At 65.1% G+C, this 14,527-nt stretch carries 13 protein-coding genes; 4 read left to right on the forward strand and 9 right to left on the reverse strand.

Annotated features, from left to right (window positions below; all coding sequences use genetic code 11):
• The first annotated feature begins 7 nt into the window (after nt 1–7).
• On the forward strand, nt 8–943 hold the full coding sequence (locus BJ6T_RS01170) for an alpha/beta hydrolase (RefSeq protein WP_014490450.1): 936 nt from the start codon (nt 8–10) through the stop codon (nt 941–943).
• 223 nt (nt 944–1,166) lie between these two features.
• On the opposite strand, the gene BJ6T_RS01175 is transcribed toward BJ6T_RS01170, so the two are convergent.
• On the reverse strand, nt 1,167–1,415 hold the full coding sequence (locus BJ6T_RS01175; protein ID WP_028170086.1) for a hypothetical protein: 249 nt from the start codon (nt 1,413–1,415) through the stop codon (nt 1,167–1,169).
• A 463-nt stretch (nt 1,416–1,878) separates the two neighbouring features.
• On the opposite strand from BJ6T_RS01175, the gene BJ6T_RS48095 reads away from it, so the two are divergent.
• Nucleotides 1,879–2,883: a PAS-domain containing protein gene (locus tag BJ6T_RS48095; protein ID WP_014490452.1), complete on the forward strand. Its 1,005-nt coding sequence runs from the start codon at nt 1,879–1,881 to the stop codon at nt 2,881–2,883.
• Nucleotides 2,853–3,458, forward strand: coding sequence for a GGDEF domain-containing protein (locus tag BJ6T_RS48100; protein ID WP_014490453.1), 606 nt, complete (start codon nt 2,853–2,855; stop codon nt 3,456–3,458). The genes BJ6T_RS48095 and BJ6T_RS48100 overlap by 31 nt, the downstream gene beginning before the upstream one ends.
• A 4-nt stretch (nt 3,459–3,462) precedes the next feature.
• On the opposite strand, the gene BJ6T_RS01190 is transcribed toward BJ6T_RS48100, so the two are convergent.
• The 3 genes from BJ6T_RS01190 to BJ6T_RS01200 all read right to left on the reverse strand — a co-directional run bounded on the left by BJ6T_RS01190 (nt 3,463) and on the right by BJ6T_RS01200 (nt 5,867).
• Nucleotides 3,463–4,023, reverse strand: coding sequence for a carboxymuconolactone decarboxylase family protein (locus BJ6T_RS01190; protein ID WP_014490454.1), 561 nt, complete (start codon nt 4,021–4,023; stop codon nt 3,463–3,465).
• Between the two features lie 109 nt (nt 4,024–4,132).
• On the reverse strand, nt 4,133–5,296 hold the full coding sequence (locus tag BJ6T_RS01195) for a PLP-dependent cysteine synthase family protein (protein ID WP_014490455.1): 1,164 nt from the start codon (nt 5,294–5,296) through the stop codon (nt 4,133–4,135).
• 106 nt (nt 5,297–5,402) lie between these two features.
• On the reverse strand, nt 5,403–5,867 hold the full coding sequence (locus BJ6T_RS01200; protein WP_014490456.1) for an Lrp/AsnC family transcriptional regulator: 465 nt from the start codon (nt 5,865–5,867) through the stop codon (nt 5,403–5,405).
• A gap of 163 nt (nt 5,868–6,030) precedes the next feature.
• Here BJ6T_RS01200 and BJ6T_RS01205 point away from each other — a divergent pair, with 163 nt between their 5' ends.
• Complete coding sequence (locus tag BJ6T_RS01205; protein WP_014490457.1) at nt 6,031–7,044, forward strand: 1-aminocyclopropane-1-carboxylate deaminase; 1,014 nt, start codon at nt 6,031–6,033, stop codon at nt 7,042–7,044.
• Nucleotides 7,045–7,231: 187 nt separating this feature from the next.
• Here BJ6T_RS01205 and recQ read toward each other — a convergent pair whose 3' ends face one another.
• The 5 genes from recQ to BJ6T_RS01230 all read right to left on the reverse strand — a co-directional run bounded on the left by recQ (nt 7,232) and on the right by BJ6T_RS01230 (nt 14,412).
• On the reverse strand, nt 7,232–9,097 hold the full coding sequence (gene recQ / locus BJ6T_RS01210) for a DNA helicase RecQ (RefSeq protein WP_014490458.1): 1,866 nt from the start codon (nt 9,095–9,097) through the stop codon (nt 7,232–7,234).
• Nucleotides 9,098–9,368: 271 nt separating this feature from the next.
• Nucleotides 9,369–10,112 carry a polysaccharide deacetylase family protein gene (locus BJ6T_RS01215; RefSeq protein WP_014490459.1) on the reverse strand — a complete coding sequence of 248 codons (744 nt, stop codon included), beginning with the start codon at nt 10,110–10,112 and terminating at the stop codon, nt 9,369–9,371.
• 103 nt (nt 10,113–10,215) lie between these two features.
• Nucleotides 10,216–11,217, reverse strand: coding sequence for a homoserine O-succinyltransferase MetA (metA, locus tag BJ6T_RS01220; RefSeq protein WP_014490460.1), 1,002 nt, complete (start codon nt 11,215–11,217; stop codon nt 10,216–10,218).
• Nucleotides 11,218–11,229: 12 nt separating this feature from the next.
• Entirely contained in the window at nt 11,230–12,531 is a 1,302-nt protein-coding gene (locus BJ6T_RS01225; protein WP_014490461.1) for an O-acetylhomoserine aminocarboxypropyltransferase/cysteine synthase family protein, read from the reverse strand.
• Nucleotides 12,532–12,837: 306 nt separating this feature from the next.
• Nucleotides 12,838–14,412 carry an amidase family protein gene (locus tag BJ6T_RS01230; protein WP_014490462.1) on the reverse strand — a complete coding sequence of 525 codons (1,575 nt, stop codon included), beginning with the start codon at nt 14,410–14,412 and terminating at the stop codon, nt 12,838–12,840.
• Between the last annotated feature and the right edge of the window lie 115 nt (nt 14,413–14,527).

Here is a 14,527-nt window from a genome sequence, read left to right on the forward strand (position 1 = left end):
AGAATCCATGCCGCTCGATCCGCTTGCAAGGCGTTTGTTGACCATGATGGCTGCGGCCGCCCCGCAGGGGCGGAGCCGGCCGAGCGTCGAGGCGCGGCGGCAGTCGCTGGCGAAGCTGATGCAGTTTGCGCGCACTGATGCGCCGGATGTCACCACCGCCGACGGCACGCTTCCGGGTCCCGGCGAAGAGCTGCCCTATCGCCTTTATTCGCCCGCGTCTGCCGGCGACCGCGCACCGGGCTTCGTGTTCTTTCATGGCGGCGGGCTCGTGGCCGGCAGCATTGCGACCCATGACCGTATCGCGGCGGCGCTGGCGCATGTGACCGGCTGTCGCCTCGTCTCGGTCGATTACCGGCTCGCGCCCGAGCACAAATTTCCTGCCGCCGTCATTGATGCGATCGCGGCCACGGAATGGGTCGCGCGGCAAGCCCCCTCGCTGGGCATCGACGCCGAACGTCTGGTGGTCGGCGGCGATTCCGCCGGCGCCACGCTCGCTGCGATCGTGTGCCAGGAAGCGATGCAGACCGCCGGCCTCTCGATCGTCGCGCAATGCCTGATCTGCCCGGTGCTGGATTTCGAGGAGACTTCGCCTTCGCGCGAGGCATTCGCCGAAGGCCATCTGATCGATCGCGCCACCATCGAAGCCGATCTCGCCGATTATCTGCCTGATGGCGTCGACACCGCCGCCCCCCGCATCTCGCCCTTGCGTGCGACGCGGCTTGCAGGCCTGCCGACCGCGATCATCCACACCGCCGAATTCGATCCGATGCGCGACGAGGGCAATGCCTATGCGCGCAAGCTACTCGCCGCGGGCGTCGCGGTCGAGCACGTCTGCCATGACGGCATGGTCCATAATTTCCACGCCATGGGCGCGATCCTGCCGCAGGCGCAGCTCGTGCTGTCGCAGATCGGCGAACAGGTCCGGCGGGCGGTGGAGAAATGAGGTGCTTTCTTACCCTCTCCCTGTGGAGAGGGTGGATCGCCGCGTAGCGGCGAGACGGGTGAGGGTTTTCTCTCCACGCAAAGAGCCTCTCACTTCCCTGTTCGCGGAGGCATATCCCTCGTTCGGCGCCATAGCCGAAGCTTCGCTTCGGCGTCCTTTAAGAACGGCGGCCGAAGGCCGCCTGTGCCACCTTCTCCCGCAAGGGGGAGAAGGAAAGAAAGCATCAAGCGCGCGCGCCGAGCACGGCCCGCGCCGCCACGACATATTCCAACCAATGCGCATCCGCATAGCGTTCGGCCTGCCGTGCGCAGGTGACGTCAGGGGCATGGGCGGCGGCAATCGTGCGCGCGAACCGCTCTTCGGCGACCGTCACTTCACCGGGCTCGGCCGACGGTACGCTAGCCGCCACCGCGGTCGGAGCGACAGCGAGGCCCGCCAGACCGGTGAGCAGGATGCGGCGTGACGTGTTCATGGCTGTGTCCTTCCAATGTCCGGCCCGCACTCCGGCCGGCGCGTGTGTCAGTGCGATCACGGCAGGGTAGCCGCGCACATCCGTGCCGTCCATCGTCTGCGGATAGCGCGTGACCAGGGAAGCGATCACGTTCCATCTAACAACGATTTTGCCATCAAATCGCCACGCGTCGGATCGTCACGCCTCCCATCGCGGCCAATCCCGTCGTCCGGCTTCGCCGCGCTGCCATCCGGTCAATTGCGGGTGCTGCGCCTGATCGAAAATCGCCCGCGACCGCAGTCAGTTGCGTACCGCGTAGAGTACGGAACCGGCCTCAAAGCCTAAGGCATCAGCCGTTTCGCATTGCGCGTCAACCGGTTGTTAATCCTCATCCCAAAACATCGATTGCGTTACACCGCCGCAAGGATCCTTGCGCGAAACTGGGCCGACCTTTCGCACCGCGTTTCGCCTTGGAGGCTGAGAAATGTCCCGCTTGGTCCCGGAACGGACGTTCCTCGCTGGGAAGATCTTTTTCAATTTCGGCCAGTCGTCGATCGATTGCATCGTGCGCCGGCTGTCCGAGGAAGCCGCGACGCTCGAGATGGAGAGCGGCATCGGCGTGCCCGAGCGATTCCAGCTCAGGCTTGCAGGGCGCGAGAGCCTGACCTGCCGCGTGATCTGGCGATCGGACCGTCAGGTCGGGGTCGCCTTCGAGCAGCCGGGCGGCGTCGAGCGACCAGCCGGCGAGGACCGGGAACGCTCGTCCGACGCGCTGATGCGCAGCCAGATGCTGGCGTTGCGCGCCGCGCTCGATCATGTGCCGACCGGTATCGTGCTGCTCGACTCGAGCCTCAGGGCGCGCCTGATCAACCGGTCGTTTCGCCGGATGTGGCGCCTGCCTGACGAGGTTGCCGACAGCAATCCATCCATTCTCACGCTGCTCCATCATGGACGTGACACCGGAGCCTATGAGGTGCCGGATCCCGACCTCGACGCACTGATCACGGAGCGTGTTCGTGTGATCGAGGCGGGTGATCCGACGCCGATCGATCTGCGCCGGACCAATGGCGATGTCGTGCGCGTCCAGGTCACGCCGTTGCCCGATGGCGGGCGCATGCTGACCTACACGCCCGTCACCGACATCGTGCGCTATTCCGACGAGCTGAGGCTGCTGCGCGATGCGCTGGAGAATGTTCAGGACGGGGTCCTCCTGCTCGACCCCGACCTGCGCGCCACCTTCATGAACCGGCGCATGCGGCGCTTTTGGGAGGTCAGCGAAGACGAGGCCGCGAACCGGCCGGCCTATTCGTCGCTGGTGCGACGCCTGCATCGCGCCAGCGCGCCCCATCTTCCAACGAGCGAACTCGCGAAATTTCCGGCGAGACGCGTCGAAGAGGTCAAGGCCGGCGATCACGTGCGCGACCTGCAGACGCCGGACGGCCGGCGCATCAGGGCCCATTGCACCACGATGTCGAATGGCGGCCGCTGACCTATGTCGACATCACCGACTTGACGCAGAAAGCCGCGATGCTGGAGACACTCGCCACCACCGATCCGCTCACCGGCCTCTACAACCGCCGCCACTTTCTCGAAAGCCTCGATGCGGAATGGAGCCGCTTTCAGCGCTATTATCGCTCCGTCTCCGTGCTGATGCTCGACATCGACCACTTCAAGTCGGTCAACGATCGCTACGGCCATGCGGTCGGCGACGCCGCGATCAAGGCGGTTGCGGCCGCGTGCCTCGACGGCAAGCGCAAGTCGGACATCGTCGGCCGCCTCGGCGGCGAGGAATTTGCGGTTCTCCTGCCCGAGACCAGCCTGTCTCGCGCGAGGACGGTAGCCGAACGCATCCGCAAGCGCGTGATGAGCGCGCAGGTCTTTGCCGACAAGGTTCAGTTCGGCCTCACCGTGAGCATCGGCATCGCGGAAGCCACCGTCAGCATGTCCGGCATCGACGCGCTGATGGGCGCGGCCGATCATGCGCTCTACCAGGCCAAGGCCGAAGGCCGCAATCGCTGCATCGCCTGGGCGCCCCCGCCGCCTGCTAGCAAGGCGGCGGAGTGATCGTCTACTCCGGCACCGGCACGTCGAACGTGTTGAGCGTGACCGAGACCATGCAGTAGACCCCGACGAGGTAGGACAGCTCGGCCGCGCCGTGCTCTCCGAACTCCTTGACCGCGGCGCGCCAGGTCAATTCCGGCAGCACGCCGCCGTTGACCAATGCGGACGCCACGTCGTAGGCGACGGCTTCCTGCCTGGTGAGATCGACCGGCCGCTGCCCGGCGACGATGGTTGCGAGCTTCTCGTCGGAGAGGCCGCGTTGCTCGGCAACGAGCACATGAGCATAGAGCTCGTAGCCGGAGCGGAAATGCGAACCGGTGACGAGGATCGCGACCTCGCGCACCGGCGCCGGCAGCAGCGGGTTCGACGCGATCGCCTTGACCAGCTCCCACACCGGCTTGCCGAAACGCGGCTCGCGGATCCAGGGATTCCACGGCCCAAGCAGCGCGCCGTCGTCGCGCATGTTCACGAAGCCCTTGAAGTGGTCCTTGATGCCGGCTCGCATGTCGTCATAGAGCGGCTTCTGTTCGTCGGTCAGATCCTTCGGATCGAGAATGGGAAGACGCACGGCAGGATCTCCTCGTTGAGAAGACGCAACGGTCACCTGCATGCATGCGCAAGGCAAGTGAAGTTGCCGTGACGATCGTGCCATTTTGCAAATGGCAGGGAGACGTCGGCTATGATGCCTCGGGGCTTGGTACGATCTGTGGATTTGCGACGTCGTCGACGTCCAGCGTCAGTGGTTCGCCCGTCGTGAGGAACGACGACAGGGCCGCTTCGAACGGCGCAGGATCGAGACCGCGCCCCTTCAGCCATTCGGGCTCGTAATAGGTCTGCCGGTAGCGCTCGCCGGAATCGCAGATCAGCGTCACCAGCGACCCTGATACGTTCGCCTGCCGCATCTCCGAGGCGAGGCGGCACAGTGCCAGGAAGTTGGTGCCGGTGGAGCCGCCGACCGCGCGGCGCAGCCGGCGCGACAGCACGTTCATCGCCGCGATCGTTGCCGCATCCGGGATCTTCATCATGCGGTCGACCACGCCGGGGACGAAGGAGGGTTCGCAGCGCGGCCGGCCGACGCCCTCGATCAACGATGGGCGTTCGCAAACGTGAGAGCGGTCCTGCGTGCGGAAGCAGTCGAAGAAGGCAGAATGCTCCACATCGGCGACGCACAGCCGTGTCGGATACTGGCGATAGCGCAAGTACCGTCCGATGGTGGCCGAGGTGCCGCCGGTGCCCGCACCCATGACGATCCAGTCGGGAATCGGACGCGGCTCGCCCTGCAATTGCGTGAAGATCGATTCGGCGATGTTGTTGTTGCCGCGCCAGTCGGTGGCGCGCTCGGCAAAGGTGAACTGGTCCATGTAGTGGCCGTTCAGCCGGGTGGCGAGCGCGGCGGCTTCCTCGTAGAGCGCGCGGCCGTCGTCGATCAGATGGCAGTTGCCGCCATAATGCTCGATCGCGGCGATCTTCTCCGCCGAGGTCGTGCGCGGCATCACAGCGTAGAAGGGCACGCCGATCATCTGCGCGAAATAGGCTTCTGACACCGCGGTCGAGCCCGACGAGGCCTCGACCACAGGCGTGCCTTCGCGGATGTGGCCGTTGCAGAGCGCGTAGAGGAACAGCGAGCGCGCAAGGCGGTGCTTCAGGCTGCCGGTCGGATGCGTGGACTCATCCTTGAGATAGATATCGATGCCTGATAGCGCCGGCACGATCAGCCGGATCAGATGCGTGTCGGCGGTGCGGCACTGGTCGGCCTCGATCGCTGCGACGGCCTCGTCCACCCAACCGCGCCGATAGGCCGGCCCGGCCGGATTGTGGTGGCGGAAGGGGAATGTCTGCATCGCCTGAACCTCCCATGATGCGGATCGCGCATCAAGTGCACTGGATTTTGTTTTGACGCGTTTTATGACGCGAACCGGCTTCCACTTCGCTGGAAAACGCTATGGCTCAAAACTCCAGCGGTGCGTTGTCGACGACCTCCTTCATCACGAAGAAGGTGCGGGTCTGGCGCACGCCGGGCAGCGCGATCAGTTGTTCGCCGTGGATGCGGTTGAAATCCTCCATGTCGCCGACGCGGATCTTCAGGAAGTAATCGAAGTCGCCGGCGACGAGGTGGCAGTCGAGCACGAATTTCAGTTTTGCGATCGCCTGCTCGAAGATGGCAAAGCTTTCGGGGGTCGAGCGGTCCAGCACGACTCCGACCATCACCAGCGTGCCCTTCGCCACCTTCTTCGGCGCGACCATGGCGCGGACAGCGGCGATGAAGCCGTCCTCGAACAGGCGCTGGGTGCGGCGATGGCAGGTGGCGGGGCTGATGGCGACGGTTTCGGCCAGCTCGGCGTTGCTGAGCCGGCCGTTATTCTGAAGTAATCTCAATATCTTGAGATCGATACGGTCGAGCCGGGACGCCATGGAAGAAGCTTCCGCTATTTTATGTCTTTCTGGAAGAATTATTAGATATTTGAGAAATTCTCGCAAGATTGGATGCAATATCGACGCAGCATTCGAGAGCACATTTCTCGTGACGCGTGCTAGTCGCTGCGGCCAGATCAACGCCAATCGGGATGACCCAACGATGCTGGACAAATTCGCGCGCTATCCGCTGACCTTCGGCCCGACGCCCATCGAGAAGCTGGAACGGCTTTCGAAGCACCTCGGCGGCCATGTCGAGATCTATGCCAAGCGCGAGGACTGCAATTCCGGCCTCGCCTATGGCGGCAACAAGCTGCGCAAGCTCGAATACATCATCCCGGACGCGATCGCCTCGAACGCGGACACGCTGGTCTCGATCGGTGGCGTGCAGTCCAACCACACCCGCATGATCGCCGCGGTCGCCGCCAAGATCGGCATGAAGTGCCGCCTGGTGCAGGAAGCCTGGGTCCCGCACGAGGACGCCGTCTACGACCGCGTCGGCAACATCATGCTGTCGCGCATCATGGGCGCCGACGTGCGCCTGGTGGACGACGGCTTCGACATCGGCATCCGCAAGAGCTGGGAGCAGGCGATCGAGGAGGTGAAGGCGGCGGGCGGCAAGCCTTACGCGATCCCCGCCGGCGCCTCCGTGCACAAGTTTGGTGGCCTCGGCTATGTCGGCTTCGCCGAGGAAGTGCGCAAGCAGGAAGCCGAGCTCGGCTTCAAGTTCGATTACATCGTGGTCTGCACCGTCACCGGCTCGACCCATGCCGGCATGCTGGTCGGCTTCGCCGCCGACGGCCGCGCGCGAAAGGTGATCGGCATCGACGCCTCGTTCACGCCGGCGCAGACGAAAGCACAGGTGCTCTCGATCGCGCAGAACACCGCCAAGCTCGTCGAGCTCGGCAAGGATATCGTCGAAGACGACGTCGTGCTGATCGAGGACTATGCCTATCCCGCCTATGGCGTGCCGTCGGAAGAGACCAAGGAAGCGATCCGCCTCACCGCACGGTTAGAGGCGATGATCACCGATCCCGTCTATGAGGGCAAATCGATGCAAGGCCTGATCGACCTGACCCAGAAGGGCCATTTCGAGAAGGGCGCAAAGATTCTCTACGCCCATCTCGGCGGCGCGCCGGCGCTCAACGGCTACGGTTACGCATTCCGGAACGGCTGAAGCGGCGCCGTACCTCGCGCCTCCACTCGCTGTCGTCCCGGGCAAGCTTAGCGCAGACCCGGGACCCATAACCACAGGGAGATGTTTGGCGAAGAACATCACCCCGCGCGCCCCAAGAAAGATCACGCGGTATGGATCCCGGATCTGCGCTCCGCTTCGCTGCGCTTGTCCGGGATGACGAGAAGCCTTACCGCGTCTTGACGATCTGGAGCAGTTCATCGCCGTAATGCTCGAGCTTCTTGTCGCCGATGCCGGGCACGTTGCGGAGCTCGTCCAGCGTCGTCGGCCAGGCCCGGACGATGCCGTCGATGGTGGCATCGTGCAGCACGACATAGGCCGGCACCCCGCGTTCGCGCGCGATGTCCGAACGCCAGGACCTCAGCCGCGCCCGCAATTCGGGATCGACATCGCCCTGCGGCGCGTTGGCCGCAGGCGCGAGGTCACCACGGCGGGATTTAGTCCGGCTCGCGCGAACACGCGTGCCCGGCGCTTCCTCGCGCAGCCACACCTCGGTCTCGCCGCGTAGCACGCCGCGCGCGCTCTCCGTCAGCTTCAGCGCGCCGAACGCCTCGCTGTCGCTGTACAAATGGCCCATCGCCACCAGCTGCCGCAACACCGTGCGCCACTGCGTCTCGTTCAGCTCGCGCCCGATGCCGAACACGGACAATTTGTCGTGGCCGAACTGCGTCACCTTCTCGGTAAGACGACCAATCAGCACGTCGATCAGCTGCATCGCACCGAAACGCTGCCCGGTGCGATAGGCGCAGGACAGCAGCTTCTGCGCCAGCACCTTGCCGTCGCGCATCTTGGGCGGCGTCAGGCAGTTGTCGCAATTGCCGCAATTGTGCGCCGTCTCCGCCTCGCCGAAATAGGCGAGCAGCCGCTTGCGCCGGCACTGCGCGGTCTCGGCGAGGCCGACCAGTGCGTCGAGCTTGCCGATCGACACCCGCTTGAAATCGTCAGAACCGCTGGACTCGTCGATCATGCGGCGCTGCTGCACGATGTCGGAAAGACCATAGGCCATCCAGGCCGCCGACGGCTTGCCGTCGCGGCCGGCGCGCCCCGTCTCCTGATAATAGGCCTCGATGCTCTTGGGCAGATCGAGATGGGCGACGAAGCGGACGTCGGGCTTGTCGATGCCCATGCCGAAGGCGATGGTCGCGACGATGACGATGCCGTCCTCGTTGAGGAACCGGTCCTGGTTGCGCGAGCGTATGCTGCTGTCGAGCCCGGCGTGATAGGGCAGCGCCGCAATGCCGGCGTCGTCGAGCGCGGCGGCAACCTCCTCGACGCGATTGCGCGACAGGCAATAGACCACGCCGGCGTCGCCCGTATGCCGCTCCCGGATGAATTCTTTCAGCTGCGACACGGCATTGCGCTTGTCTACGATCTCGTAGCGGATATTCGGGCGATCGAAGCTGGAGACGAATTGCGGGCTGTCGGCGAGCCGGAGGCGCTCGACGATCTCCTTGCGCGTCAGCTCGTCGGCGGTCGCGGTCAGCGCGATGCGCGGAACGTTCGGAAAACGTTCGGCGATGATGGAGAGGCCGACATATTCGGGGCGGAAGTCATGGCCCCATTGCGAGACGCAATGCGCCTCGTCGATCGCGAACAGCGCGACCTTCGCCTGCGCCAGCAGCGACAGGCAGCGCGGCGTCACCAGGCGTTCCGGCGCGACATAGAGCAGGTCGAGATCGCCCGCGATCAGGCGGCGCTCGATGTCGGAAGCCTCCTGCAACGTCAGCGACGAGTTCAGCGCGGCGGCATTGACCCCGGCCTCGAGCAGGCCGGCGACCTGGTCGCGCATCAGCGCGATCAGCGGCGACACCACGATACCGCAGCCTTCGCGCAGCAGTGACGGCAATTGATAGCACAGCGACTTGCCGCCGCCGGTCGGCATCAAGACCAGGCAATTGCCGCCATCCGAGACGTGCCGGATGATCTCGCCCTGCGCGCCGCGGAACCCCGGCAGGCCGAACACCGAATGCAGCACCGACAGCGCGTCGCGGCCGTTGGCCGGCGCAGGCAGCGGGGCGGTGGAGGGAGCGGACATGGGCGCGTCGGTGCAAGGCCGTAGGATTCGTCACAAGGCCAGTCGCATGACCGCGCGGGCATGGCAAGACCGTTTGCGGGGCTTGCACCGCTGCTTCCTCTCCCTCTCCCCGTTCCTACGGGGCCGCGACGAGCTTTGCTCGCGCTGAGAGGGTTGGGGTGAGGAGCCTCTCTCCACACATGAGATTGCCGATGGACCTGTACCCCCTCACCCGATTTCGATCTGCGATCGAAATTCGACCTCTCCCCGCAGGCGGGGCGAGGTGAAGAAGCTACGCCCCGATCCGTCGCAGCGCTTCCGCCACCGTCACGATCGGCATGTCGCGCTTCCCGGCCGCCTCCAGCGCATGGCGCATCAGGTGCGGCGTACAGCCATAGGGGCTTGGCGCGTCGGCGACGTCGTGGCCGTAGAAGATCAGCCATCCGCCACTCGCGACCGCCTCGTCGAAATAGCGATCGACGCCCGCAACATCGATCTCGCGATCGATCAGGGGCGAGGCGCGCAGGAACTGGAGGTCGATCACGTCGCGATTGACGCCGGGAAGGATGCCGCGCGCCGAGCGAAAGGCCTTTGCAAGCTGCGACTTGCGCCAGACCGAGGCTATTCCATAGGGGTAGGCGAAGTTCTCCAGCACGATCGAGGAATCGATGGCGTGGAAATGGCTGCGGTTACGCTCGATCTCGCGCGCCATGGCCGCCTCGTCGAGATCGGCCGAGCTCTGGTGCGAAAAGGTATGGCAGGCAATCTCGTGACCGGCCCGGTGAAGCCGCACGATCGCGTCGTTCGACAGGCCGTGCCAGTGATCCGACGGACGATCGATCAGGCTGCCGGCGAGGTAGAACGTGCCGCGGCCGCCATGCGTCTCCAGAAGCGCGGCGCCCTCGCCTGCGGCGCTATCGGGCGCGTCGTCAAACGTGAAGCTCACCATCGGCGCATGCGCAGGCAGCCGGTGCGACGCGGCGCGGAAATGCCGGGCCAGCCGATTGCTCACGCGTCCCTGGAGTGCCGACCACACCGTCGTTTCCTGCGATTCCCTGTTTATCTACTGAAACATTCGCGCGCTGGTAGAGGCAAGCCTAACGCCCGGGTAATCCTAATGCGGAACCAACGCCCTTCGTCTAGCGCGCCAGGACCGAAATATCGGCTTCCGCACCGAGATATTGCAACCAGTTGCGGAATAGCGCCGCCGCGGCGCTGCCGGCTGCGATATCGGCGCGCAGATTCAGCGCAGGCAGTTCGTTGGTGAGCGCCGGGTGGCGCTGTTGGGTCGCCTTCTTCTCGAAGCGGGCGAGCTTCTCTTCGGTCGCTGCGTCAAAATAACTCACGGGCAGATGCGGATAAGCCTCGCGCTCGCGCGCGAGATAGCGGCCGATGTCGCGCAGATATTCGCGCTGGAGCGACAGCGCATCGTATTCCGGGTGGCCTTGGAAGAACACGAAGCGGCTGGCATATTGCCTGACGAAGATATCGACGCCGGCCTTTGCCGAACGCGTCAGCACCTGATAGCCGGCCTGCGTGAGGTCGCTCTCGGCGATCTCGTTCAGGCGGGAATGCGAGACCTTGAGGGGCGCAGGCGCAGCGCGCGTCAGCGGATCGTTCGTCGCAGCTTCGCAGTCGAAAATGCCGTGACATTTGGTCGGGAGCCGCCGCCGCGCGATGCCGTCGAGATGCAGCACCGCCGCATGTGCGGCGAGGCACGACCAGATCGTCGAGCGCGTGTTGACCCTGGCCCAGTCGATCAGCTCGGTGAGGTCGCGCCAATACGGCTCCTGGTCGAGCTCGGGCGCGACCGGCTCGGCGCCGGTCACGATCAGCCCGTCGAACTTGTGGTGCCTGAGCTCGCTGAGCTCCGAATATTCGCTTTCAACATGCCACTTCGCCTCGGGCGACCGCTTCACCGAGGGCAGCGAGAAACAATGGAAACGGATGCGGCGCGGACCTGCGGCCGCCTGGAGCAGCCGCATGAACTGCCGCTCGGTCGCCTTCAGCGCCGGATCCGGCATGTTGTTGATCAGACCGATCGTGAGATCGGCGAAAACATGGTCGCGCGCGAGATCGCCCTCGGCCGGTACCAGCGCCGGGCTCGATATACCTTGATCCCTGTCGATCAAGATCGTCATCGGCGCGGTCGCCTACTCCGCGGCCTGGAGGCGTGCCGACGGGCAGGCCTTCTCGAGCGCCTGGTCGATGTCCTCGATGATATCTGCGGAATGCTCGATGCCGATCGACAGACGGATCGTCTCCGGCAGCACGCCCGCGACGCGCTGCTGCTCCGCCGACATCTGCCGGTGCGTGGTCGAGGCCGGATGGCACGCCAGCGACTTGGCATCGCCAATATTGACCAGGCGCGTGATCAGCTTCAGCGCATCGTAGAAGGTCTTGCCGGCTTCCATGCCGCCCTTGATGCCGAAGGTGAACAGCGAGGAAGCATTACCGTCGAGGTATTTCTGAACGAGCGGGTAATAGGGGCTGTCCGGAAAGCCCGTGTAGTTGACCCAGGCAACGCGCGAGTCCTTGCGCAGGAATTCGGCGACCTTGCGCGCGTTCCCGACGTGGCGCTCCATGCGCAGCGCGACGGTCTCGATGCCCTGGAGCAGCAGGAAGGCGTTGAATGGCGACAGCACCGAACCCATGGTGCGCTGATAGACGCTGCGGGCGCGCTCGATATAGGCGGTCCGGCCGAAACGCTCGGCATAGACGAGGCCGTGATAGGAGGCGTCGGGCTTGTTGTAGGCCGGGAAGCGGTCGGCGTGGCTGGCCCAGGGAAAGTTTCCGGAATCGACGATGGCCCCGCCCAGCGTGGTGCCGTGGCCGCCCAGAAACTTGGTCAGCGAATGCACGGCGATGTCGGCGCCGTAATCGAACGGCTTGAGCAGGATCGGGGTCGCGACGGTGTTGTCCACGATCAGCGGCACGCCATGCGCATGCGCGATCTTGGCGAGAGCCTCGATGTCGCAGACATTGCCGGCGGGATTGCCGATGGTCTCGGCGAACACGGCGCGCGTGTTCTCGTCGATCAGTTCTGCGATCGCATCCGGCTTGTCGCTCTCGGCGAAACGGCCGGTGATGCCCTGCCGCGGGAGGATGTGCGAGAGCAGCGTGTGCGTGGTGCCGTAGAGCTGCGGCACGGAAACGATGTTGCCGCCGTGATCGGCGACGTTGACGAAGGCGAAATGCAGCGCAGCCTGGCCGGTCGCGACCGCGAGCGCGCCGACGCCGCCTTCAAGCTGCGCGATACGCTTCTCCAGCACCGCGCTGGTCGGATTGGCGATGCGGCTGTAGCGAAAACCTTCGGCCTCGAGATTGAAGAGCGCGGCGCCGTGATCGGCGCTGTCGAAGGCATAGGCCGCGGTCTGGTAGATCGGCACCGCAACCGCGTGCGTGGTGGCTTCGGGCTCGTAGCCGGCGTGAATAGCGATCGTCTCGTTGCGCATCGTGCCACCTCCGCGTGGAGCGGGCCGCACTTATTGACCTGTATGAGGCATGTGCGTTGTCCGCCATTCCTCTGTTAGAGGCGGGTGGTAAAGCGGACAATAATTCGCCTAGAGATCGAGGAAGTAACCCTAACGGTTGTTGGTGAATTGGCTAAAACTTGAATCGAATTGGATTAATGAATTCGTACGCCTTGGCCGCGCCGCTTCGCCATAGCCTATGCAAAGCATCGGCGTTCCAAGGACGGTGGACGAAGGCCGCCTATGCCACCCTCTCCCTCGTCGTGGGAGAGGGTGGGATCCTTCACCTTACTCCATCGTCTCCCAGAGCCGGTGGGCGAGCACACCGGCACGCTTCTCGATCGCGGCCGCCGCATCGAGCGCGAGGTCCTCGCGATAGCGTCCCGCGATGAGCTGCACGCCGATCGGCCGGCCGTCATGCAGGGTCACCGGCACCACCGCGCCGGGCAGGCCCAGCACGTTGATGGCGGAGATGAAGCGGATCTCGCCCCAGAAGATTTCCTTCACACGATCGGCGCTGACGGTGTCGTCGCGCGGTCCCGGCGTCGGTTTCACCGTGGTCGGCGCCAGCACGACAGGATACTCCTCGAAGAACAATTGCCAGGCGCGGATATGGCCGTTGCGTGCGGCCGTCGCCTGCATCCAGGCCTTGAGATCGAGCGCGTTGGCCTTGGTCTTCATGCCGCCCCAGGCCTTGTGGAAGTCCTCGGACGTCACCTTCAGCATGCCGGCCTCCTGCATCACCACGGTCTCGTTGGTGATGATGTCGCACCAGGTCTGCCAGACGCCGTCGATGTCGGGGACATCGACCTCGGTCACGCGATAGCCGGAACGCTCCAGGTGATCGGCGGCCTGACGCAGCGCCGCGCGGACGGACGGATCGACGTCCATATCCTCCGGAATCCTGGCCAGTGCGACCTTGATCGGCCCCTTCGGCTTGGGCCCGGCCAGCGGCGCCGGCACCCACCAGGGATCGCGCGGATCGCGCTGGCTCATCACATCGAGCGCGAGGCGGACGTCGCCGACGTGACGCGCGAGCGGGCCCTGCGCCGACATCAGATGCGCCAGCATCGGCCGCTCGGCGGTGGCGCTTCCGTTGAAGGCGGGGATGCGGCCCTGCGTTGGCTTGATGGTGGCAACGCCGTTGCAATGCGCCGGCCAGCGCAGCGAGCCGCCGATATCATTGCCATGGGCGATGGTGCCGATGCCGGCCGCAACCGCCGAGCCGGCGCCCCCCGAAGAGCCGCCGCAGGTGATGTTTGGGTCCCAGGGGTTCAGCGTCAGCCCGTGCAGCGGATTGTCGGTGAAGCCGCGGAAGGAGAATTCCGGCGTGTTGGTGAGGCCGATGACGATCGCGCCGGCTTTCTTGAGATTGCGCACCACGGGCGAGTCCGACGGCGCGACAAAATCCTTGTTGGCGGGCACACCGTTGAAATTCGGCCGGCCTTCGTAGTCGACATTCTCCTTGATCGTGATGGGCACGCCGTGCAGCAGGCCGAGCGCGACGCCCTTGGCGCGCTGCTTGTCGGCCGCATGCGCAGCCTTCAGCGCTTCCTCGCTGAGATCGACGACAACCGCGTTCAGCCGCGGATTGACGGCGCGCATCCGTTCGAGATGCGCTTCGACGGTCTCGACCGCGGAGATCGCGCCGTTGCGGATCGCGGCTGCGGTGTCGACCGCGGACCATTGCCAGACCGGACCTTTCGGACGGCGCGCCGTCGCCGACTTGCGCGGCGCCGGCTTCTTGACCGTCTTCTTGGCCGCCTTCGTAACTGCCCCCTTCCGGGCGGTGCTCGTCTTGACCGAGGTCTTCGTTACTTTCCTTGCAACACTTTTCTTCTTCGTCGCCGTCTTCTTCGCCACGCCGCATCTCCAAAAAATTGCGCGGCGGAGGTTATGGAGATCACGCGAGCGTGTACAGGCGCGTTTCTGCATGGCGCGTCGCCGCGACGCTCTGCCACGGGCCGGCGCGAGAGAC

The organism is Bradyrhizobium japonicum USDA 6 (genome assembly GCF_000284375.1).
GTDB classification, from domain to species: Bacteria; Pseudomonadota; Alphaproteobacteria; order Rhizobiales; family Xanthobacteraceae; genus Bradyrhizobium; species Bradyrhizobium japonicum.